At 70.7% G+C, this 21789-nt stretch carries 17 protein-coding genes; 2 read left to right on the forward strand and 15 right to left on the reverse strand.

The window, feature by feature from the left end; translation table 11 throughout:
• Positions 1-30: 30 nt before the first annotated feature.
• From AB0I81_RS04925 to AB0I81_RS04935, 3 genes are all read right to left on the reverse strand, one after another.
• A complete protein-coding gene (locus AB0I81_RS04925; protein ID WP_360649970.1) occupies positions 31-1218 on the reverse strand; it encodes a hypothetical protein in 1188 nt (395 codons plus the stop codon).
• Between the two features lie 427 nt (positions 1219-1645).
• Complete coding sequence (locus AB0I81_RS04930) at positions 1646-3067, reverse strand: acyltransferase (protein WP_360649973.1); 1422 nt, start codon at positions 3065-3067, stop codon at positions 1646-1648.
• 280 nt (positions 3068-3347) lie between these two features.
• Positions 3348-4235, reverse strand: coding sequence for a cation diffusion facilitator family transporter (locus AB0I81_RS04935; protein ID WP_360649976.1), 888 nt, complete (start codon positions 4233-4235; stop codon positions 3348-3350).
• 69 nt (positions 4236-4304) lie between these two features.
• On the opposite strand from AB0I81_RS04935, the gene AB0I81_RS04940 reads away from it, so the two are divergent.
• Positions 4305-4661, forward strand: coding sequence for a hypothetical protein (locus AB0I81_RS04940; protein ID WP_360649979.1), 357 nt, complete (start codon positions 4305-4307; stop codon positions 4659-4661).
• Here AB0I81_RS04940 and AB0I81_RS04945 read toward each other — a convergent pair.
• From AB0I81_RS04945 to AB0I81_RS04960, 4 genes are all read right to left on the reverse strand, one after another.
• Positions 4556-5719 carry an acyl-CoA dehydrogenase family protein gene (locus AB0I81_RS04945; protein WP_360649982.1) on the reverse strand — a complete coding sequence of 388 codons (1164 nt, stop codon included), beginning with the start codon at positions 5717-5719 and terminating at the stop codon, positions 4556-4558. The genes AB0I81_RS04940 and AB0I81_RS04945 overlap by 106 nt on opposite strands.
• 8 nt (positions 5720-5727) lie before the next feature.
• Complete coding sequence (locus tag AB0I81_RS04950) at positions 5728-6240, reverse strand: MaoC family dehydratase (RefSeq protein WP_360649985.1); 513 nt, start codon at positions 6238-6240, stop codon at positions 5728-5730.
• A gap of 65 nt (positions 6241-6305) precedes the next feature.
• Positions 6306-6917 carry an ACT domain-containing protein gene (locus AB0I81_RS04955; protein ID WP_360649989.1) on the reverse strand — a complete coding sequence of 204 codons (612 nt, stop codon included), beginning with the start codon at positions 6915-6917 and terminating at the stop codon, positions 6306-6308.
• 181 nt (positions 6918-7098) lie between these two features.
• Entirely contained in the window at positions 7099-10209 is a 3111-nt protein-coding gene (locus tag AB0I81_RS04960) for a cytochrome P450 (protein ID WP_360649992.1), read from the reverse strand.
• Between the two features lie 54 nt (positions 10210-10263).
• On the opposite strand from AB0I81_RS04960, the gene AB0I81_RS04965 reads away from it, so the two are divergent.
• On the forward strand, positions 10264-10827 hold the full coding sequence (locus AB0I81_RS04965; RefSeq protein ID WP_360649995.1) for a TetR/AcrR family transcriptional regulator: 564 nt from the start codon (positions 10264-10266) through the stop codon (positions 10825-10827).
• Positions 10828-10836: 9 nt separating this feature from the next.
• Here the strand turns inward: AB0I81_RS04965 and AB0I81_RS04970 are convergent, their stop codons facing one another.
• The 8 genes from AB0I81_RS04970 to AB0I81_RS05005 form a co-directional block, all read right to left on the reverse strand.
• Positions 10837-11139 (reverse strand): hypothetical protein, encoded by a 303-nt coding sequence (locus tag AB0I81_RS04970; RefSeq protein WP_360649998.1) that lies wholly within the window; start codon positions 11137-11139, stop codon positions 10837-10839.
• Between the two features lie 18 nt (positions 11140-11157).
• Complete coding sequence (locus AB0I81_RS04975) at positions 11158-13206, reverse strand: P-loop NTPase fold protein (RefSeq protein WP_360650001.1); 2049 nt, start codon at positions 13204-13206, stop codon at positions 11158-11160.
• Complete coding sequence (locus AB0I81_RS04980; protein ID WP_360650004.1) at positions 13203-14663, reverse strand: hypothetical protein; 1461 nt, start codon at positions 14661-14663, stop codon at positions 13203-13205. The genes AB0I81_RS04975 and AB0I81_RS04980 overlap by 4 nt, the downstream gene beginning before the upstream one ends.
• Before the next feature lie 136 nt (positions 14664-14799).
• On the reverse strand, positions 14800-16065 hold the full coding sequence (locus AB0I81_RS04985; protein ID WP_360650007.1) for a right-handed parallel beta-helix repeat-containing protein: 1266 nt from the start codon (positions 16063-16065) through the stop codon (positions 14800-14802).
• A 58-nt stretch (positions 16066-16123) separates the two neighbouring features.
• Complete coding sequence (locus AB0I81_RS04990) at positions 16124-17905, reverse strand: glycoside hydrolase family 13 protein (RefSeq protein ID WP_360650010.1); 1782 nt, start codon at positions 17903-17905, stop codon at positions 16124-16126.
• A 5-nt stretch (positions 17906-17910) separates the two neighbouring features.
• Positions 17911-18744, reverse strand: a complete 834-nt coding sequence (locus tag AB0I81_RS04995) for an ABC transporter permease subunit (protein ID WP_360650221.1) — start codon at positions 18742-18744, stop codon at positions 17911-17913.
• Positions 18745-18746: 2 nt separating this feature from the next.
• The gene (locus AB0I81_RS05000; RefSeq protein WP_360650013.1) at positions 18747-20315 is read right to left on the reverse strand and encodes an ABC transporter permease subunit; all 1569 of its coding nucleotides are present in this window, start codon (positions 20313-20315) and stop codon (positions 18747-18749) included.
• Positions 20316-20319: 4 nt separating this feature from the next.
• Positions 20320-21591, reverse strand: coding sequence for a maltose ABC transporter substrate-binding protein (locus AB0I81_RS05005; RefSeq protein ID WP_360650016.1), 1272 nt, complete (start codon positions 21589-21591; stop codon positions 20320-20322).
• Positions 21592-21789: the final 198 nt, after the last annotated feature.

A 21789-nucleotide genomic window follows, 5' to 3' on the forward strand; every position in this document is an offset into this window, starting at 1 on the left:
GTCACCGTTCGTCATCCGCCGGAGTCGGTGTCAGGAGGACGCGGTCCAGCGGGGTCCCTCTGGGGTGTCCTCGACTGCGATCCCGCCGCGCGCCATCGCCTCTCGTAGCGCGTCCGCCAGGTCGTAGCAGCCCTTCCCGCGCAGTTCGGCCCGCAGTTCCAGCAGCGGCTCCACCAGCACGGGCAATCCCAGTGAGCGCCGGCTCGCCGTTGAGGCCAGTTCGCCCAGGCGGGCGATCAGCAGCCGCATCAGCTCCCTGGCCTGCTCCACCCCGCCCGAGTCCTCCTCGGTGTCGGCGGCCCACTTGACCATCTCCGCCTCCAGGTCGAGCACGGCCTGCGCCGCCGCCACCAGGTCGGGCCGGTCCGCGGCGGCCTCGAACAGCTCCTCGCACGAGCGGATCGACTCCTCCAGCGTCACCTCGGCGGGCGCGGCCTCCGGCTCGGGCTCGGGCGGGATGGGCAGGTCCGTGCCGCCCTCGGCCAGGCGGCGCAGTTCGGCGAGGCTGGTACGGGTCCCCGCGGCCAGGACCGTGCACGAACCCATCCGCCGCACGGTCAGCGCGCCCCGGCCCGCCACCCGTACCGACTCGTCGCCCAGGTCGATGAAGAGCGCCGTGTGCTCGTCCAGCCCGAGCACCGCCGTGCCGGGCGGCAGCTCGCGCTCCATCCGCGACAGCCGGCGCTCACCCAGGTAGCAGTAGCGCGTGTCGTGGGTGCCGCCCTCGGCGTTGTCGAAGTGCGGGATCAGCACCGCCTGCAGCCCAAGCGGCTCCAGCAGGTCCACGCCCTCACGCCAGTGCGGCTCCGCGCCCACCTTGTAGATCTCGTACACCGGTACGGTGGCCAGCCCCGCCGTGCAGGCCGCCGCCGAGGCCAGTACGGTCACCCCCGTGCGCGCGCGGATCCTGGCCCGCAGATCGCCGGCCACGCCGGACTCGGCCCACCGCTCCAGCGCGTACGTGGGGCTGCCCGGCCCCGCGAACACCCAGTCGGCGCCCGTGATCGCGGCCCCCACCTCGACATCCAGGCCGACGCTGTGGGCGAAGTAACGGCAGGCGCGGGCGGAGATGTCGGCGCGGTTCTCCTGGAAGGCGTAGGGAGTGTCGAGCAGCACGGCCCGAGCCCCCGCGCGCAGCGACCGCGCCGCGGCGCGGTGGATCTCGACCATGGTCGGGCTCGTCTCACCCGACCCCATCAGCACCAGCAAACCGGGCATGGATGTCTACCTTCTCTCTCGCACGCCATCGACTACAACCCGGCCCACCGCGAAGTTTCAAGAGCAGGAGACGAATGCCTATGGAACGCACTTGCGCATGATTGGCAGTAAGTTGGTGCCGGTGACGGGAAGACACGTGGTCTCGGTTGAGACGCTCATGCTACGGGTGGGGCCCGATGGGCGCTGGGCGTACAGACATGCCATTACCCAGCCGCTACACGGTGAAAGCCCCGACGAGACGGCCCGCAGGCTGAGTGGCGTGGCGGCCGGCACGTCCGGCACCGTCGTGCACTCCACGAGCTGGCGTCACGAGCCGGACGAGGGTTATGTGCTGACGTACGCGGTCTGTCCCGATCCCGAGCCGTGGCTGCCCGCGATCGAGGTGCCCGTGCTGGAGATCGTCAGGGGCCGGGCCCCCGCGACGCCGTCACCCGAGCGGGTCGGGCTGGCCAACGTGGTCGCGCACGCGGTCAGGCACCTGGCCTTCCTCCTGGCCGAGGACCCCGTCGTCGCCCGCGCCCTGTCCCGCGACCCGCGCCTGGTCGCCGCCCTGGAGAGCCCCGCCGCCCTGGAGACCCGCGCTGGGGGGACCGGCGCTCTGGAGGCCGGCGCTCTGGAGACCGGTGCTCTGGAGGCCGGCGCTCTGGAGACGGCTGCGGTATCGGCGTGACACGCGGCGGCCCAGCGACTGCATGGGCCGCTCGATGTAGCGGTAGGTCAGCGCGCTGACGCCCACGACCAGCCCGACGGCCAGCGCCGCCATGCCGAGCTGGTACGGCAGCGCGGCCGCCCGCAGATCCCCGCTGACCGCCACGAAGTACTTCAGCACCGGATGGTGCACCAGGTAGAGCGAGTAGCTGATCAGCCCGAACCACACGAGGACCCGGGGCAGCCGCCGCCCGCGCAGCGCCATCCCGCCCGCGAACGTGGCCGCCGCCAGCGCGATCGTGGTGATCCACACGTCGGTCCGCACCCACCACCAGCCACTGGTGATGGCCCACAGCGGCGAGATCGCCACCAGCGCCGTGGTCACCGCCACCGGCCACAGCCGGCCCGTGCCACGCTCCCACCGGTAGATGGCCGTGCCCGCGAACATCACCGCCACCACCGCCACGCCCAGCCACGGCACCCGGCTGCTGAACACCAGCAACACCAGCGCCATGACGCCGAGCACGCACGCCGCCGCCGTACGGAACCTGCCCGCCACCACGGCCGCCAGCCCGACGGCGAACACCACGCCCGACACGTACGCCGGCCACCCGCCGGTCAGCACCGCGCCCGACGTGACCAGCCCGACCACCACGGCCACCGCCGCGAACACCATCGACAGCAGCCCGCTGCGCTCATGCCCCCGAGTCAGGAACAGCGCCGTGACCAGCAGGTAGAACACCATCTCGTACGACAACGTCCACATGGTGTCGACCACGCCGCCGACGCTGACGACGTCCAGCAGCATGGTCGCGTGCGCCGCCACCGCGCTCCCGTCGCGCGCCACCTCATCGCGTACCGGCACCCACCACGCCAGGGCCAGCACGAGGGCGATGGCGGCGAGGTAGAGGGGGTAGAGGCGGAAGAACCGGCTGATCCAGAAGGCGCGGACGTCGCCGTGACGCTCCAGCGAGGCCGGGATGATGTAGCCGCTGACCAGGAAGAACACCAGGATCCCGTAGACGCCCAGGTTGAACCAGTAGGGCCGCAGGCCGGGCAGGAACCAGGGCAGCAGGTGCTCGGCGACCACCGCCATCGCGCCGATGCCACGCAGGGCATCCAGCCAGGCGAGCCTCGTGGCGGAGGCGGCGGCAGGGCCGACGGCGGCGGGATTGGCGGCGGGCACGGCTGCGGCGGACACCCGCCTCAACCTACCCGTTCCGGCACCGGTGATGCGGCGGGTCGGATCTTCGGATGATGCGGGTCGAACCCTCAAGCGACGCGGGAACGGACGCTCAAGTGATACGGGAGCGGACGCTCAAGTGATACGGGAGCGGACGCTCAGCCGGTTCGGCGGACGCTCAGCCGGTTCGATGGGAGGTCAGCCAGTTCGGCGGACGCTCAGCCGGTTCGATGGGAGGTCAGCCAGTTCGGCGGACGCTCAGCCGGTTCGGTGGGAGGTCAGCCGGTTCGGCGGACGTTCAGCCGGTTCGGTGGGAGGTCAGTGAGGCGTGATGGTCGGCGCCGGCCGGGCCGTCCGGGTCCGTGTGCACGGTGGCGGCCCTCAGGCGCGGCAGGTCGTGGATGAGCCGGTGCTCGGCCTCGACCGCCACCCTGTGCGCCGCCACCAGCGACATCTCATGGGAGACGAGGAGGTCCACCTCGGCGTGCAGCGCGTGCCCGATCCAGCGCAGCCGTACGGACTCCACCCGCCGCACCCCCGCGACCGTGGCCAGGATGCGCTCGGCGTCGTCCACGAGCGACGGATCCACCGCGTCCATCAGCCGGTGGTAGATCTCGCGGGCCGCGTCGCGCAGGACGAAGCAGATGGCGACCGTGATGAGCAGGCCCACGATGGGGTCGGCCAGGGGGAAGCCGAGCGCGGCGCCGCCCGCGCCGAGCAGGACGGCCAGCGAGGTGAAGCCGTCGGTCCTGGCGTGCAGGCCGTCGGCCACCAGCGCGGCCGAGCCGATCTCGCGGCCCACCTTGATCCGGTAGCGGGCCACCCACTCGTTCCCGGCGAAACCGATCAGCGCCGCTCCCGCCACCCATCCCACGGCCCTGATCTCCTGGGGGTCCAGCAGTCGCATGATGGCCTCGTACCCGGCCAGGGCGGCCGAGCCGGCGATGAGCGCGACGATGACGATGCCCGCCAGGTCCTCCGCGCGGCCGTACCCGTAGGTGTAGCGGCGGTTGGCGGCGCGGCGGCCGAGCGAGAACGCGATCGCCAGCGGCACGGCCGTCAGCGCGTCGGCCAGGTTGTGCAGCGTGTCGCCGAGCAGCGCGACCGAGCCCGAGGCCACCACGATGACCGCCTGGATGGCGGCGGTGACCATGAGGACGGCGAAGGAGATGGCAAGCACGCGCATGCCCCGGTCACTGCCCTCCAGGGCACTGTCGGTCTTGCCGGCGCTGTCGTGGCTGTGCGGAACGAAGGCGTGGGCGACCCTGGCCAGCGCCGCCCCGATCCCCCGGCGCCCGCGACCGCGCCCATGGCCATGGCCGTGCTCATGCCCGTGCTCATGCCCGTGCTCATGATCCTGCCCATGACCGTGCCGATGCCCATGCCCATGCCCATGATCGTGCCCATGATCGTGGCCGTGGCCGTGCGGGGCGGGATCTCGCTGGTCGGACATGGCATCCCTCGCTGGCGCGGCTCATCCCTTTGTATCAGGATGCCCGCCCCCGCCTACCAGCCGACCTTCCCCTTCCCCGACACCAGCGACCGGGCGATGACCAGGCGCTGGACGTCGTTGGTCCCCTCGCCGATCGCCATCAGCGGCGCGTCCCGGTAGAGGCGCTCGACCACGTACTCCTGCGAGTACCCGTACCCGCCGTGGATGCGCATCGACTCCAGCGACGCCTTAAGCGCCACCTCCGAGGCGAAGTACTTGGCCATGCCCGCCTCCATGTCCACCCGCTGCCCGCCGTCGGCCCGGGAGGCGGCCCAGTACGTGAGCAGCCGGGCGGCCTGGATCTCGGTGGCCATGTCGGCGAGTTTGAGCTGGACGGCCTGGAAGTCGGCGATCGGCTGTCCGAAGGCCGTGCGTTCGCGGGCGTAGCCGAGCGCGGCGTCGTACGCGGCCTGGGCGACCCCGACGGCGCGGGCGGCGATGTTGATGCGGCCCATCTCCAGCCCGCCGAGCACCTGCTGCATGCCGCGCCCCTCGACGCCGCCGAGCAGGCACGAGACCGGCACGCGTACCTCGTCGAGCACCACCTCGCAGGTCTCGGTGCCCTTGTAGCCGAGTTTGGGCAGGTCGCGGCTGACGCCGAAGCCCGCCGACGACGGGTCCACCAGCAGCACCGACATGCCCTTGTGCGCGGGCTCCTCGACCGAGGTCTTGACCAGCACGGGCAGCGGGTCGGCGTGCCGGGCGTTGGTGATCCACGTCTTGGTGCCGGTCACGACATAGTGGTCGCCGTCGCGTACCGCGCGGGTCTGGATGCCCTGCAGGTCGGTGCCCGCGCCGGGCTCGGTCAGCGCGATGCCGGTGCGGCGCGTGCCGGCGGCCAGGTCGGCCAGGTGCAGCCGCTTCTGCTCCTCGGTGCCGTGGCGGTTGATCATCCAGCAGGCCAGCGAGTGGGAGCCGATCGTGCCCGCGACGCCCATCCAGCCGCGCGCGATCTCCTCGAAGACCAGCGCGAAGGAGACCATGTCGGCGTCCATGCCGCCGTACTCCTCGGGCACGGACAGGCCGAACAGCCCCATCTGCTTCATCTTCTCGACGATCTCGGCGGGATAGCGCCCCGAGTGCTCCCACTCGGTCGCGACCGGCACGATCTCCTTGTCCACGAACGCGCGCAGCGTCTCCCTGAACGCCTTCTGCTCGTCGGTCAGCTCGAAATCCATGTGCCTCCTCAGAGCGGGCCGGTCTTGGCCTGGGGGAAGTAGCCCTTGTCGTGCGGGGCGTCGCGCCGGTAGACCATGACGGTCCGCGTCCAGGACATGACCTCGTCGCCGTCCTGGTTGAGCCCGCGCGTGTGGCAGGTGACGATGCCGGCGTACGGGCGGGACTTCGACTCCCGTTTCGCGGTCACCTTCGACTCGGCGTAGAGGGTGTCGCCGATGAACACCGGGTGGGTGAGCTTGATGCCGTCCCAGCCCAGGTTCATGATCGCGGTCTGGCTGACGTCGATGACGGACAGGCCGAGCACGATGGCCACGCTGAGCCCGGAGTTCACGATGATCTTGCCGGTGGGTGACTTGGCGGCGAGGTGGGCGTTGAAGTGGTTCTGGTTCGTGTTCATGGTCAGGAGCGTGAACCAGGTGTTGTCCGCCTCGCTGATCGTGCGGCCCATGGGGTGCTGGTAGACGTCCCCGACGGTGAAGTCCTCGTAGTAACGGCCGATTCCGGGCTCGTGCAGGGTCACTGGGAAGGGCTCCTGTTCACACGATCAGAACGCCCACGTTAGTGACCAGATGATTGTTCGGTCAATCACCCCACGACGGCGCGGGAGGCCAGCTTCGAGACCACGTCCACGATGCGCGCGGCCCGCTCCACCTCGGCGCGGTGGAACTCCGGCCCCTCCGCGCGGGCGATGACCAGGTGCAGCCCCGCCGCGACGACGGGCAGCAACATCAGCCGCAGTTCCTCGGCCTCCATGGTGACGGCGCGCGGCGGGGACTCCGGCAGGTCGAACTCGGCGGGCGCGGCCAGCGAGGCGTGCCGTACGGCGCCGTCGGCCACCGCCATCGACCACTCCGCGCCGCACAGCCCCGGAAGGGCGTCCACGAGCGTGGCGAAACCCCTGCCGGGCTCGGCGGCCACGTGCATCAGCAGGTCGTAGTCGAGCGCGGAGCCGGGCACTTCCCTGGTGACCCAGACCCCCTCGACCCGTACGCCGGGCATGGCGGACAACCGCTCGCGCGCCTCGGCCGCGCTGCCCGCGCCCGGCCAGGAGACGGTGAAGTCGTCCACGGCCCGGCCGGCCTCGCGTTCGAGCACGGTGACCTGCAGGATGTCCGCGCCCAGCGCCCCCAGCGCCTTCGCGACCTGGCCGAGACCGCCCGGCCGGTCCGGCAACGACACCCTCAGTCGCAGCAGCATGCCGCCCCCTTTCCCGTGGCTCTCACAGTGCCGTGGAAAAGTTTCCGGCATGTTCCACGGACATGTCGCACATGCTGCGGTTATATCCGAGAATGCAGTATTAAGTCCGAATTGTCGTTAAAGGGTGGCTCGGTTTTCCACAGGTCGTCGTGGTGTGACCGCCCCGCGCGGGGAACCCGGGTCAGGCGAACACGTCCTGCTGGTAGCGCCCGTCCGCCTCCAGCCCGGCAAGCCAGGCGGCGCCGTCCTCGCCCGTCCTGTCCCGGTACAACTCCAGCAGGGCCTGCCGTACGGCCGGGGCCATGCGCAGCCCGTCGCCGCAGACGTACACGTGGGCGCCCTGCTCAAGCAGTTCCCACACCTCCCGCGCGCGGGCCGCCACCGCGTCCTGGACGAACCGGTGGGGATGCCCGGCCACGGCCGAGTACGCCCGGTGCACCGTCACCCCGTCCGCCCGGCCCCACGCCTCCAGCTCATCGGCGTACAGCAGGTCGTGCTCGGGATGGCGGCACCCGGTGAACACCTCGGCCCGACCGGTCGCCCCGTTCAGCGCCCGCTCCTCCAGGAAGCCGCGCAGCGGCGCGAAACCGGTGCCGGGGCCGACGAGGATCACCGGCGTGGCCGGGTCGTCCGGCAGCCGGAACGGCGGCGCGGGCACCCGGATGTAGCCGTAGAACACCTCGCCCTCCTTCAGTCCCGCCAGGTAGGCCGAGCACATGCCCTGGTAGGTGCCGGTGCCGGACCAGGCGGGGCCCTCGACCAGGCCGACGGTGAGGCGTACCAGGCCGGGGTCGGCCAGCGGCGAGGAGGACACGGAGTAGTAGCGCGGCTTGATCGGCCCGGCCAGCTCCAGGAACACCGGCAGCGGCAGCTCGATCGCCGGGAAACGTTCCAGCAGGGCCAGCGTGGACAGGCGCTTGGCGAGGATCTCCTCGGCGTAGTCCGCGGTCAGCGCGGCGAGCCGGCTCGTGGTCCACGGGCAGGCGGTGTGCGCGGCCAGCGCCTCCAGGTCCGCCCTGGTGGCCACCTCCTGCAACTCGGCGAACTCGGTCAGCAGCAGGCCGGCGGTGACCGGCGTGTCCACGGGCAGGTGCGTCGAGCCGGCCGCGCGCAGCCGTACGACCTGGTCGCGCGGGACGCGCAGGCAGCGCAGCGCCCACTCCACCAGCTCGGGGTCGTTCTTGGCGAAGACGGCCACGTGGTCGCCGGCCTCGTACGTCACCCCTTCCGGCAGCCTGGCCACCACGGAGCGCACGCCGGGGCGCGGCGCCTCGACGGAGAAGTCCCACAGGCCGGCGGGGTCGCCGGTCAGCTCCTCGGTGGAGACCACGGTCAGCGGGAAGGCCCGCTCGGACACCACCGACGGCCTGACCTCGGACTCGGTGAGCACCTCCATCTCATACCGCGGCCCGGCCGCGCCGGGGGCGGCGCTGTACTCCCGCGCCAGCGCCGCCCACAGGCTCGCCATCCACGCGGACACGTCGCCGTCGAAGTCACCGTCCGTGTCGGCCTCGCCCCGCTCGATGAGCGGCACGGCCCCCGCCGCCGTCAGCTTCTCGTGCGCGCGCCGCGGGAAGTCCTGGTACGTGGGCCACTGCGTGTTCCCGCAGCCCAGCACGGCCAGCCGTACCCCCGACAGGTCGGGCAGGTCCTGCGCCGCGTCGAAGCGCTGGGCGTTGTCGGGCGCCTTGCCGTTGTAGGAGGAGGCCACCACGACCAGCAGGCCCTCCGCCGGTGGGACCAGGTCGTCCAGCGTGGTCAGCGTGGTGGCGAACCCGGCCCGCCCGGCCCGCTCGGCCAGCCGCTCGGCGATGTCGGCGCTGGTGCCGAGGTTGGAGCCGTAGGCGACGGTGAGCGGCACGCCGGTCACGGCGATGTCGGCCTGCTCGCTCTCGCGCTCGGGCCGCTCGGCCGCCGCGGTCCGCTCGTGCGCGCGCCGCTCGCGGACCCTGAGCGTGAACCCCTCCGGCTTGAGGGTGAGCGTCTGCTTGATCTGCATGCGGTAGACGTTCGGGTCGGACAGCGCGAAGCGCCGCAGGATCATCGCCAGCGCCAGCCTGGCCTCGGTGAGCGCGAACTGGCGGCCGATGCAGGCCCGCTCGCCGTTGCCGAACGGCTTGTACGCGCCGGGGTGGTGGCCCTTCCTGTTCTCCGGCAGCCAGCGGTCGATGTCGAACTCCTCGGGCCGCTCCCACGCCTTGGCGCTGCGGTGCAGCGGCGGCAGCAGGATGGCGACGCCCTGGTCCTTCGGGATGAGGTAGTCGCCGATCATGGTGTCCTTGATGGCGGTGACCGCGAAGACGGGGATCGGCGACCAGAAGCGCAGCGTCTCCTCCAGGACACGCGGGATGACGTCGAGCTTCATGATCGTCTCGTACGAGGGCGGCTCGTCGCCCGGCAGCAGCCGGTCCACCTCCTCGTAGGCGCGGGCCAGCAGGTGCGGCTCGCGCAGCAGGTTGTACAGGGCGAAGGAGAGCAGGCCACTGGTGGTCTCGTGACCGGCGATGAGGAAGGTGAGCACCTGGTTGCGGATGTTCTCATCCGACAGGCGCGCGCCGCTCTTCGGGTCGGACGCCTCCAGCATGAGGCCCAGCAGGTCCTTGGCCCCTCCCGCGCCCTCGGCCCGCCGCCGCGCGATGACCTCGTCCACCAGCGCCTGCATGGTGGCGATGTCGCGCCGGTAGGTCTCCTCGTTCTTCTTCTTCAGTTTGGTGACGAACGGCAGCTGCTGGTTGCGGTACATGGCCTCGGTCAGCGCGCCGCCCATGGCCCGCAGGAACGGGTGCAACTCGGGCGAGTCGAAGGAGTTGAACCGGTAGCCGAACCCGGTGAGCGAGATCGTGTCGAGGGTCAGCCTGGTCATGTCGTCGGAGACGGGCAGGTCCTCCCCCTGACGACCTGCCCACGACTCGACGAGCTGCTCGGCGACCTCCAGGAACTGCGGGTAGTACGCCTTCATCGAGCGCTGGCTGAAGGCGGGCATCAGGATGCGGTGCGCGTGGCCCCACACCGGCTCGTCCGGCTCGGCCGTGAACAGGCCGTCGCCGCCGAAGTCGCGCACGATCGACAGAGGCGGCCTGATCCGCTTGACGAACCGGGTCTCGTCGCACAACTCGGCGACCAGGTCGGGGTCGTAGGCCAGCACGACCCGCCGGCCGGCGATGTCCAGCCGGAAGATGCCCTCCTCGTACCGTGAGGCCACCTCGACGAAGTGCTGGACCGGCGAGTGCGAGGGAATCTGCAGCGTGTTGCCCACAATCGGCAGGCCCGCGGGGGCGGGGATCCGAGCCATGAGTGCTCCCTTTTCGTAGCCATACACCGTATGGCTGACGCTACCATACGGTGTATGGCAGTGAGCGCGCGAAGGGGTTCGCCCCTGACCCTCGACGAGATAACCACCACGGCCCTGCGTCTGATGGACGAGGGCGGGGTGGAGGGGTTGTCCATGCGCAAGCTGGCGGCCGAGCTCGACGTCAACCCGATGTCGCTGTACCACCACGTGGATAACAAGGAAGGGCTGATCAAGCTGATCTGCGCCACGGGCGCGCAGCGCATGAAACTGCCGCCGGACGACGGCTCACCCTGGCAGCAGCAGTTGCGCGCGATGGCCCTGGCCTACCACCGGCACGCGGTCACGCATCCGGCCATGTGGCGGCACCTGCACGACCACCCCGAGCTCATCGCGGACCGGAAGCTGGAGATCTGGCAGACGCTCTACCGCATCCTGCGCCTGGCCGGGGTGCCCGAGTCGGAGCTGCGGCGGACGAGCGACGTGCTGCACGCGTTCGTCACGGGGTTCATCGCCGCCGAGACGCAGGGCCATCTGGCGGACGACCCGCAGGAGGTCGAGCTCGCCTTCGACGCGGCGATCCGGATGATCATCCACGGGGTGGCGGGCTGCTCGGACTGACCTTGCGGGTCAGCCCGCCGCCTCCCAGACCGCCTCGAACGACTCCCGGGGGATCTCGGTCAGCTCCCACACGTCCAGCGGCTGGTCGGTGAGGAAGCCGTACTCGTCCTGGAGATGCCGCCACCAGTAACGGCGGGCGCCACGGTCGGCGCCCACCTCCACCTGACGCACGGCCCACTGCTCGCCACCGTCGCCCTCGACGCTCTCGAACAGCCAGGCCCGCCCGTCCTCGTCGCCCATGTGCCAGTACTGGCGGGGGACGTCGGACTCGGCGAGCTGCCGCACCAGCGGCAGGCGAAGATCGGGAACCACGGGGACACTCTAGCCGCGTCAGTCGGGCGCCGGCGGGATCGGCCGCAGGCCCCAGTGCTCCCTGATCCCGCCCAGCAGGGCTCTGGCCTGGCGGTCGGCGGTGCCGATCCGGCTGCCCGTCCTGGCCAGCAGGGTGAAGGAGCGCTCGCGCTCGGCCGTCCTGATGCGCTCGGGGGTCAGCCCGGCCGTGAAGACGCCGATGACCGTGTCGAGGAAGTACAGCCGGTTGGCGACGGTCAGGTCGGTGACGCGCTCCGCCAGCTCGCACAACATGCCGGGGCGCAGGTCGGGCTCCACCTCGGCGAGGCCGGCCTCCTGCGGCGGGATCCGGTCGTCGCCGCCGCCGGCCAGGCGGTGCAACTCGCGCGCCACCAGCCGGCGTGCCGTGTCGGGCAGTTCCTCCGCGAGCGCCTCCTCGCCCTCGGACGGCGGGTCGTGGAAGAGGATCGCCGCTCTCGCGATGCGTAACAGGTCGCGGGGGATGCCCCCGGCCAGCGCGTTGAACAGGGCGGTGAAGGCCACCGGCAGCCCGATGACGCGGAAGTCGAGCAGCCGGGCGGCGTCCTCCTGCCCCAGCGGCTCGACCCTGATCACCTCGTCGATGGCGCTGTCGAAGACGTCGCGCCCGCCCACCGGCGCCAGCTCGGCCGCGCGCAGCGCCTCATCGGAGACCGACAGCAGGAACAGGCAGCCGGGCACGTCGAAGATGACCTTGAGCTCGTTGAGGAAGTCCTGGGCCGCGGTGGCGGGCTGGATCCGGTCGAGCTCATCGATGCCGATCACCAGCCGCCGCCCGTCGTCCAGCGCATTGCCGATCTGGCGCAGGAACTCCCTCAGCCCGTACACGATCTCCGGGTAGCTGAGCGGCTGCCGCGTCCGGCTCAGGCTCCGTTTGAGCGACAGATTGACGCCCGGCACGCCGATCCCGGCCTCGCCGCCGTGCGTCTGCAGGTATCTGATCTGCTGCAGGTGCTGGGACGCCGACCGGCGCAGTGGCCGGGGGCCCTCGCTCAGCACCAGCTTGCACACCTCGCCGAACAGGTGCAACGCGAAGTCGCGCCGCTCGTACAGGACCGGGGCGTCCACCACGACGCTGAGCCGGTCCTCGTGGCGGCAGTACGTGGTCAGCAGCTCGGTCTTGCCCACGCCGCGCGGTCCCGACAACGCGATGCTGCCGTCGTCCATGCCACCGGCCACCACCTCCAGCCGCTTGCCCGCGGGTGTGCTGACGTGGTTCTCGTCGCGGGTACGCGCGAGGTCCGGCGTGCGCGGGACCTCCAGCCGGCCCGAGACCGAGCGCTCGGCGGCCGCCTGGACGTGCCGGCGCAGGAGCCGCCGCATGCTCTCGGCCAGTTGCTCACGCCACAGGTGACGCAACTGCCGCAGGCGCTCCCCGTCCCTGACGGCGGCGCTCGGGTGCGCCAGGGACAGCCACCAGGCCCGTACGGGGGCCGCGAACGCGCCCGTCCACACCCCTCCCGCCGCCAGCAGCGCCGGCACGGCCCAGCCACCGAATGCCTGGTAGAGCAGGAACGTCAGACCGCCCGTCGAGACCACCGCCACGAGCGCGGCCGAGGCCAGGAGGGCCGCGTCCGGCGGGTTGCCGCGCTCGGCGTCGTACGGCGACAGCAGCCAGGCCGCCCCGAACACCAGTGCCCCGGCCGCGAGCACCACGAGCAGCGCCAGGCCCGCGCCGGGCAACATCGATCCCGCCGAAGCCGGGCCCGCCCGGCTCGCGGTGGCCCACCCGAAGAGCAGGCAGGCGGCGGCCGTCACCCCCGCGCAGGCGGCCAGCAGCAGGACGCGGCCCACACTGGCCCTCGGGCCATCGGCGGGCAACCGGGCGACCACTTTCTCGTAGTCGGCGCGGTATCCCTCGCCGAGGCCGCTCATGAGCGACTCCTTCTCGCGCTCCAGCACGGCGTTCAGCTCGTCGGCCGAGGTTCGCGCGTTCTGCAGCCCCGCTTCCTCGAGTATGGCCTCGACCGCCGCCTCGCGCGCCTGCCCGAAGATGCTCTCCAGGTCGCGCCGGTGCTCGGGATCCGGCGCGGTGGCTGGTGTGCTCATCGGGTCACGGCTGACACGACCCGGTACGGCTCGAAGCCCGCCGGCATGTGCTCCAGCACCGGCGAGTTGAGTTGTTTGACGGGGATCATCCGGCCCACCGCCCTGCCGCCCTCCTCCGTGGGGAAGCTGAGCTCGCCGGAGGCGCCGCGCACGACGTGGGCGAGCTGGAGGTTGCCGAACTGGGGCGGGATGTCGGCCGCCCTGGGCACCGCGGGCCCCATCCTGGCGACCATGGCCAGCACGGCCAGCTCGTCGTGGTGCGCGATGGCCATCCCGTCCCTCAGGTCGGGCAGCCCGAAACCGTGATGCCGATATGCCTTGAGGAAGTCCTGGAAGCCGGCCGGCTGCCCGGTGACCCCGCTCTGCCAGCCCTCGGAGTCGGCGGAGGTGGCGTAGACGACGCTCACGTTGCCCTCCTTCAGCGTGGGGACGTACACGTCGGTGGAGGCGAACCCGGTCGCCGCGGCCAGCACGGTGAGCGGGGTGGCCTTGCACTGCCGGTCCTTCAGCGCCTTGGCGAAGTCGGCGAAGTCGGCGCCGCGGCCCGCGTAGAGGACGGTGTCGAGGGGGTTCTTCTTCAGGGTGACGGCGATGCAGATGTTCATGACCACCGTGCCGAAGAGATTCGGCGCCGCCTTCCTGTCGATGGTCGCGCCGACATAGGACACGGGAGGTTGTTTCAGATAACCCCGCAGTTCTTTGTTGTAGGCAGCGAAAAGCGAATTGGTGTACGGGTCGTGATTGTCGTCGTGCACCACGATCGCCGATTTCAGCGTCTTACGGTGGTCCAGATAATGCCGCAGGGCCCGCGCGTACTGAATGTTGCTGGGCGAGACGCTCCAGAAAAGCGGCAGAGCGGTCAGGCTGTCGGCGGAGGTGATCGCGCTGACCATGGGGATGCCCGCGGTCCCGAGCCGCCTGACCACCTTCTCGGTGTTGGGCACGCTGGAGCCGAGCCCGAGCACGCCGACCAGGGGGTGCTCCTCTTCCGAGACCTCGAGCACCTTGTCCACGATCCGGTCGGCGTCCTGCCTGCTGCCCTGGTTGGCCAGCAGCAGTTGCAACCGCACTTTCCCGTGGTCGCCGAAGACGGTCTCTTGGTTGGCCCTGATCAGCGCCGTGTACGTGCCCTGCAGGGCGTGCTCGATCTGGCTCAGGGTGATGGCCGAGGCCGCGTCCCTCGCGACGGTGAGCGGCATCAGCAATACGGCCTTGACATAGGGTCCGCCCGCGTCGGCGACGCGCTCGTTCTCTTCCTGGATCTTGAGCTGGATGCGGTTGATCCGCTCCATGGTCCGCGCCGGTTCGCCGCGCGTGGTGGCGGGGTCGTTGAAGAACGTCCCGCCGTCGCTCAGCCCGAGCAGTTCCTCGTGTCCGTCGCCGCTCGGCCAGGTCAGCCGGTAGCGCTCGTAAATGAGCACCCCGCCAATGCCCAGCACGCAGACAAGAATCGTCACAATACCCGCGATGAGCAATTTCCGTACCATCGCCATCCCCCGGAGGATTTGGGGTTCATGTCAATGATTCTTGCTCAGCGCGCAAGCGAAGAGGCGGAAATGGGGCTCGCCATTTCCGCCTCTCTTAGGTGACCTTCTAGTGCTGGTAGGCGCCCGCGTCGGGCATGGCGGGCAGGGCCTTGCCCTTGATGTCCTTGGCGAACGCCTTGCCGCCGAACCACTTGTGCGTCAGGGCCAGGCCCCGCTTCAGCGCCGGGGAGCCGGGACGCAGCCGCAGGTCGGTGCGGGAGACGAACTTGGGGTCGGCCAGGACCGACTTCGGCCCCAGCTTGAACCGGGACTTGCTGCCCTGGTAGACGCCGCCCGCCTCGTCGGCGCCGGCCCCGTCCTCGTAGCCGGACTCGCCGCCGACCGCGATCACGTTGTTGCGCAGCTTCAGTATCGACGGGGAGCAGCCGTCGTGGCAGGACCAGCCGATGGTCGACTTGGCCGGCAGGTAGACCGAGTTGTGCACCGCGACCGTGCCCAGGACGGGGCCGACGGCGTGCCGCGCGCCGCGGGTGACCAGGAAGGAGGCGCGGCTGCGGGAGGAGGTGACGACGTTGTGGGCGAACAGGGTGCCGGTGGCGGTCTTGCCCTTCTGCGCGCCGAGTTCGCTGAACGTCTCGTTGTTCCTGGCGATGTTGTGCGTGATCTTGTTGCGGTCGCCGTTGAAGATCTCGACGGCGGCCCCGTCGGTGCCGTAGTCCTCACTCTGGGCGAAGCTGCCGGTGATGGTGTTGCCGGTGATCACGTTGTCGTCGCCGTTGAGCAGCACGCCGAAGGCGCCGGAGTCGTTGTCGCCGCCGGAGTCGTTGACGCTCATCCGGTTGTTGTCGGTCAGGACGCTGTCGCGCAGGGTGTTGCGCGAGCCGGACGGCGTGATGTAGACGCCGGTGACGTTGCGCTCGGCCTTCACCCCGCGCAACTCGTTGTTGTCGCCGTCGACCTCGAAGCCGGCCCAGCGGCAGTTGTGGGCGTGCAGGCCGCTGATGCTCCAGTGGTTGCCCTTGACGACCACGCAGTCTTCCCGGGTGCCGCTGATCTTGGGGAGCGCGCCGCTGCCGTACGTCTTGACGGTGATGGGCTTGGCCGCGGTGCCGCTGGCCTCCAGCTTGACCGGCCCGGTGAAGGCGCTGCCGCGCTTGACGGCGACGGTGTCGCCCGGCTTGAGCTCGGCGGCGACGGCCTTGTCCAGCGACTTCCACGCCGTGGCGGCGGTGGTGCCGTCGGCGGCGTCGTCACCGGCGCGGGAGTCCACGTAGTAGGTGGTGCCCGCCCGCGCCCCTGTCTGAGCGGTGGCCGAGGACGGTGCGGCGGCAGGCAGGAGCGAGGCCATAACGGCTACGGACAGCAACCTCATACGAGCACACCACTATCTAGTTGGGGCGGGAGTGACAGCAGAGGCCACCGTAGCGTGATCAGTGTGTCAGGCGCCACATACGAAACGAAGGTCCTTCACCGGGAACCTGGTCTCCATCAGGGGCGTTGTAGATGCCCGTCGCGTGCGCGCCGATGGCCAGCGGCTCGCCGGACGCGCGGCGCACACAGACCAGGATCGACTCCCCGTACGTCTCGCGCGCGAACACCAGGCAGTCGGCGTCGGCGTGCAGCCAGCGCAGCCCGCCGTGCCGCAGGGCGGGCTCGGCCCGGCGCAGCCCCAGCAGTTCGCGGTAGCCGGCCAGGGTCGGCAGGTCCTGGTCGTGCGGCCGGTTCCAGGGCATCGGGGTGCGGGAGTGCTCGCCGTTCACGCCGGTCAGGCCGAACTCGCTGCCGGCGAAGACCATCGGCGTGCCCGGCAGCGTGGCCTGCAGGCCGAGGGCGAGCAGGTGGCGTTCGCGGGAGCCGGTCACCGTACGGATGCGGGGCGAGTCGTGGGAGTCGAGCAGCTGCCAGGAGTGCACGAGCGAGCGCCACGACATTTGCGAGGCGAACGACCTGAACGTGGCCAGCGTGGCCGGGCCATCGCGCTCGGGCACGCCGCCCGGCACGCCCATGAAGTGCTCCAGGCCGGGGTCCCGGCCGCGCAGCCAGGCCCAGACGGGCCGGGTGAAGCCGCCGTAGTTCATGGTGCCGTGCCAGCCGTCGCGGTCGAGGTCGTGCGAGGCGTCGTGGTTGTGCTCGGCGATGAAGGCGGCCTCGGGGCCGACCTCGGCCCGCAGCAGGGCGGCGACCTCGTGGGCGTGGTCGTCGGCGCCGCGCCTGCCGGTCATGTTGGCCACGTCCACCCGCCAGCCGTCGAGCGGGCCGAGCCACTTCCTCATCACGGCCGCCATGCCGGCGCGCACCCGCTCGCTGCCCCAGTTGAGCTTGGGCAGCGTCTTGTAGCCCCACCAGGACTCGTAGTCGCCGGTCTCGGGGTCGAAGTAGAACATCTCGCGTTCCGGCGCGCGCACGTCGGAGACGGCCGCGGTGAACCACTCGTGGGTGTCGCCGCAGTGGTTGGTGGTGATGTCGCCGAGCAGTCGCATGCCGCGCGCCCGCAGCGCGCCCGACAGGCGGTGCAGGGCCTCGTCGCCGCCGAGCAGCGGGTCCACGTGCTCGAAGGTCGAGGCGTTGTAGCGGTGGTTGGAGCGGGCGGGGAAGATCGGCGTGAGGTAGACGGTGTTCACGCCGAGGCCCTGCACGTGGTCCAGCCGCCCGGCGATGCCGTCGAGGTCGCCGCCGTAGAACTGGCTGGAGGCGCCGGGGCCGTCGGGGATCACCGGGTCGCGGTCCCAGTCGCGCGGCAGCGCCCAGTCGGGCGTCTCGCGCCGGGGGCCGGAACGGTCGAAGCGGTCGGGGAAGATCTGGTAGACGATCGCGTCCTGCATCCAGGACGGCGGCGGCGTGTGGCAGACCAGGCGGAAGTCGCTCGCGTCGGTGAGGTCGTGGGCGGCCGGTCCCGCCGCGGTCAGCCACCTCTGGCCGGTCCCGGTGAGCAGCAGGAAGCGGTACGGGGTGACCGGGTTGACCGCGGTGACCTCGGCCCGCCACCAGACGTCGGTGGCGCCGTACCCGCCCGCGTGCCGGCGGGACTCATCGGCGGACGCCTCGAAGAAGCGCGGCTCCCCGTCGTGCACGGCACGCACGTGCACGGCCGTCACCCCGGCGGCCAGCGGCGCGCGCAACCAGAGCGTGACCCGCGAGCCGAGCTCGGGCCGCTGGTCGGAGACGTACAGGGCCGAGCCGTCGTGATGCGGCTCCCCCAGGAATTTCAGCACCGCACCTATCCCTTGACTGCTCCGGCGGTGAGCCCGGAGACGATGTACTTCTGCAACCAGAGGAACACACCCACGGTCGGAATCGCGGTAATGAGCGTTCCCGCGGCGAACATGCCGAAGTTCGCGTTGCGCTGGTCGCCGGCGATCATGCCCCACATGCCGACGGCCAGGGTCTTGCTGCCGGTGTCGCGCAGGAACACGTTGGCCATCAGGAACTCGCTCATGATGCCGATGAAGGCCAGCAGCGCGGTGACCGCGAGGATCGGCGTCACCAGGGGCATGATGACCCGCCAGAAGATCTGGGCGTGGGTGGCGCCGTCCATGGTGGCCGCCTCGTCCAGCTCCTTGGGCACGGTGTCCAGGAAGCCCTTCATCAGCCAGGTGTTCACGCCGAGCGCGCCGCCGAGGTAGAGCAGCAGCAGCCCCCAGACGGTGTTGAAGCCGAAGGCCGGGTACAGCTCGGTCACCTCGGTGAAGATCATGAAGATCGTCACGATGGCGAGGAACTGCGGGAACATCTGGATGAGCAGCAGCGCCATCATGCCGACGCGGCGGCCGGCGAAGCGCATGCGGCTGAAGGCGTAGGCGGCCAGCATCGACAGCAGCAGGCTCGCGAACGACGACACCAGCGCGATGAACACCGAGTTGAAGAACCACCGGGCGAACGGGTAGGTGTCGGAGGTCAGCAGGTCGGCGAAGTTGCCGAGGCTCGCGCCCGTGGGCAGCAGGGTGGTGGAGGACAGCGTGCCCATCGGGTTGAACGCGGCCGAGACCACGAACAGGATCGGGAACACCGCGAACGCGCACACGACCAGCACGAACGCGTGCCGGAGTGCCATTTTCACGCGTAGACCTCCTCCTGCTTGCGGGTGCGGCGGAACGTCACGGCCGAGATGACGGCCACGATGGCGAAGATGAACACCGAGATCGCCGCCGCGAAGCCGAACTGCGCGCCGCCCCCGCCGAAGGCCAGCCTGAAGGTGTAGGTGATGAGCAGGTCGGTGGAGCCCACCTGCGGGCTCTGCGCCGGGAACGGGCCGCCGTCGGTGGTCAGCGCGATGGCGTTGTAGTTGTTGAAGTTGAACGCGAACGACGAGATCAGCAGCGGCGAGAGCGCGACGAGCAGCAGCGGCAGCGTCACCCGGCGAAACGCCTTCCACGGCGTGGCCCCGTCGATGGCGGCGGCCTCGGTCAGCTCGCGCGGGATGGCCTGCAGCGCGCCGGTGGTGACGAGGAACATGTACGGAAAGCCGAGCCAGAGGTTGACCAGGATGACGCCGAAGCGGGCGGTCATCGTCTCGCCCAGCCAGTCGATCTCGGCCCCGAGCAGCTGGTTGATCAGGCCGAAGTCGCGGTTGAACATGTCCCGCCAGACCAGCAGCATGGCGAAGGCGGGCATCGCGTACGGCAGGATCAGCACGATCCGGTAGAACCGGGTGCCGCGCATGCGCGGGTGGTGCAGCGCCAGGGCGACCGACATGCCGATCGCGAAGCAGCCGAGCACGGAGGCCAGCGCGAAGACGAGGTTCCAGCCCAGGACGCCGGTGAAGTATCCGGAGATGGTGGGGTCGGTCAGGACGCGCAGGAAGTTGTCCGGGCCGACGTTGACCTGCCAGCCCTGCGCCAGGTGCTCGCCCCCGGCGTTGACGAAGTAGCCCCGGTCCTCGTCGGCCGTCCAGGTGTCGCCGTTGCCGCGTACGCAGTCGCACGCGGCGTCGTACACCAGCGCGGCCTTGCCCTCGACGGCGCGGCTGAGCCCGTTGGCCTTGATCACCCCGTCGGCGGTGGGCACGCTCATGGCCGAGATCTGCCGGCCGCGGGCGGCGGCCTCGGGGGCCTTGAGCACGCTGAGGCCGGGGGCGCTCAGCACCTTGCCGGTGACGCCGACCTGGGCGCCGTCCAGCCGGGTCAGCCCTTCCCCGGTGCCCAGCGAGACCTGTTTGGTGGCCGGGTCCACCAGCAGGAACACCAGTTCCTCGCCGCGCAGCGCGGCGGTCATGGCGTACTCGGGCGAGCCCGGCGCCTGCCGGACCGAGCCGGTCTGGATGGCGGTGACGGCGGCGGCCTTGTCGCCGCGGTGCCCGTCGCCGAAGTTCGTGAACGCCGTGGTGACCGTGTAGATCACCGGGAAGACCTGGAAGGCGACCAGGAAGACGGTGCCGGGAATGAGATACTTGGCCGGGATGAAGCGGCGGGTCAGGTAGAGGTAGCCGATGGCCGCGCTCACGGCGGCCAGCAGCCCCAGCCAGACCCACTCCCCGGCGGCGACGAGCGGCGGCGCGGCGTAGAGCAGGATCGCGGCGGTCACGGCGAGCACCGCGATCCTGCTCACCACGAACGCCGTGGTGATCTCCCGGCGGGGCCGTGGAGCCGCCTCGCGCTCCACGGCCTCGCGCACGTCCAGAGACATGTCGTCAGTTCTTGAGCGAGCCGTCGATGGCCTTCTGCGCCGCCGCGGCGGCCTCGGCCGCGTCGCCGCCCTTGACCACCGCCGTCTCCGCGATGCCGAACGGCTCCCAGATGGCGGCCATCTCGGGGATGGCGGGCATCGGCAGGCCGTCCTTGCCGGCCGTCATGAACTTGGCCGCGTCGGGGTCGGCCGCCTGGACCTCCTCCAGCGCGGCGGTCAGCGCCGGGGGCCGCGGGTCGGCCTCGTACAGGGCCTTGGCGACGTCCTTGTTGGTCACGTAGTTGGCGACGAACTCCTGGGCCAGGGCCTTGTTCTTGCCCTTGGAGGCCACGAAGAAGCTCTGCACGCCGACGAACGGGGTGGCGGGCTTGCCGTCCTTGAACGACGGGACGGCGGTGATGTCGTACTTGATGCCGCCCTTCTTGACCTCGCTGACCGCCCACGGGCCCGAGACGAGGTAGGCGCACTTGCCGCCGGCGAAGTTGACGATGTAGTTCTCGTTGGTCAGCGAGGTGCGCAGCGCGCCGTCGCCCTTCTCGCCGAGGTCCTTCAGCTTCTCGAACGCCTTGACCGAGTCGGCGGAGCCGAGCAGCACCTGCTTGGGGTCGGGGTCGCCGGCACTGGTGGTGCCGAACAGCGCGCCGCCGCCGGAGGCGAAGATCGGGTAGACGTGGAAGGCGTCGCCCTTCTGACCGACGGGGATGCAGAGCACCTCCTCGACCTTGCCGTCCTTCTTCAGCTTCTTGCCCTCTTCCAGCATCTCCTCGATGCTCGCGGGGGCGTCGGGGGCCAGGTCGGTGTTGCGGATCAGGGCGATGTTCTCCACCGCGTACGGGGCTCCGTAGATCTGGCCGTTGAACGTCACGGCCTGGATCGCCTTGTCGGAGAAGGCCGCCTTCTGCTCCTCGGTGAGCGTGACCGGGTCGATGGCGCCGTTCTGCACCAGGTTGCCGATCCAGTCGTGCGCGCCGATCATGATGTCGGGGCCGCTGCCCTGCTGGGAGGCCGTCAGGAACGTGACCTGGTTGTCCTTGCTGATCTCCTTCACCTCGACGGTCACGCCGTTCTCGGTGCCGAACCGGTCGGCGAAGGGCTTGAGCGGCGCGACCCGCATGGGGTCGGCCCAGATCACCAGCGAGCCGCCGGCCGCGGCGGACGCCTGGCCGGAGGCCGCCGCGCTGGGCGTCGCGGGAGAGGCCGACGGGGAACTACCGCACGCCGTGGCGGCGAACGCCAGGGTCGCGAGTGCTGCCGCACCCAGAGCCCGCATGCGCATGGGGGGACCTCCTGAGGTCACGGAGGAACGGCGGCGCCGCACGCGCCACCGCCGACTGCCGGAGAAAGCTTGAACGTTTCCGGGACGTTAGCGGCTCTTTGCAAGAATTGGAAGATCTTGCGCAAGAGCGTTATGCGATCCTCATCCGCCGTGAAGCCCCTGACCTGCCGGGTACCCTGGATCAACGTTGCAGGTGAC

Origin of the sequence: Nonomuraea sp. NPDC050404 (genome assembly GCF_040655495.1) — a bacterium.
Classification (GTDB): Bacteria; Actinomycetota; Actinomycetes; order Streptosporangiales; family Streptosporangiaceae; genus Nonomuraea.

Excerpts from the sequence above, each read along its gene's own strand:
- AB0I81_RS04925 (WP_360649970.1), bottom strand. The coding sequence starts at position 1,218 with ATGCCCGGTTTGCTGGTGCTGATGGGGTCGGGTGAGACGAGCCCGACC.
- AB0I81_RS04935 (WP_360649976.1), bottom strand. The coding sequence starts at position 4,235 with ATGCGCGTGCTTGCCATCTCCTTCGCCGTCCTCATGGTCACCGCCGCC.
- AB0I81_RS04945 (WP_360649982.1), bottom strand. The coding sequence starts at position 5,719 with ATGGATTTCGAGCTGACCGACGAGCAGAAGGCGTTCAGGGAGACGCTG.
- AB0I81_RS04955 (WP_360649989.1), bottom strand. The coding sequence starts at position 6,917 with ATGCTGCTGCGACTGAGGGTGTCGTTGCCGGACCGGCCGGGCGGTCTC.
- AB0I81_RS04960 (WP_360649992.1), bottom strand. The coding sequence starts at position 10,209 with ATGGCTCGGATCCCCGCCCCCGCGGGCCTGCCGATTGTGGGCAACACG.
- AB0I81_RS04965 (WP_360649995.1), top strand. The coding sequence starts at position 10,264 with ATGGCAGTGAGCGCGCGAAGGGGTTCGCCCCTGACCCTCGACGAGATA.
- AB0I81_RS04975 (WP_360650001.1), bottom strand. The coding sequence starts at position 13,206 with ATGAGCACACCAGCCACCGCGCCGGATCCCGAGCACCGGCGCGACCTG.
- AB0I81_RS04985 (WP_360650007.1), bottom strand. The coding sequence starts at position 16,065 with ATGAGGTTGCTGTCCGTAGCCGTTATGGCCTCGCTCCTGCCTGCCGCC.
- AB0I81_RS04995 (WP_360650221.1), bottom strand. The coding sequence starts at position 18,744 with ATGGCACTCCGGCACGCGTTCGTGCTGGTCGTGTGCGCGTTCGCGGTG.
- AB0I81_RS05000 (WP_360650013.1), bottom strand. The coding sequence starts at position 20,315 with ATGTCTCTGGACGTGCGCGAGGCCGTGGAGCGCGAGGCGGCTCCACGG.
- AB0I81_RS05005 (WP_360650016.1), bottom strand. The coding sequence starts at position 21,591 with ATGCGCATGCGGGCTCTGGGTGCGGCAGCACTCGCGACCCTGGCGTTC.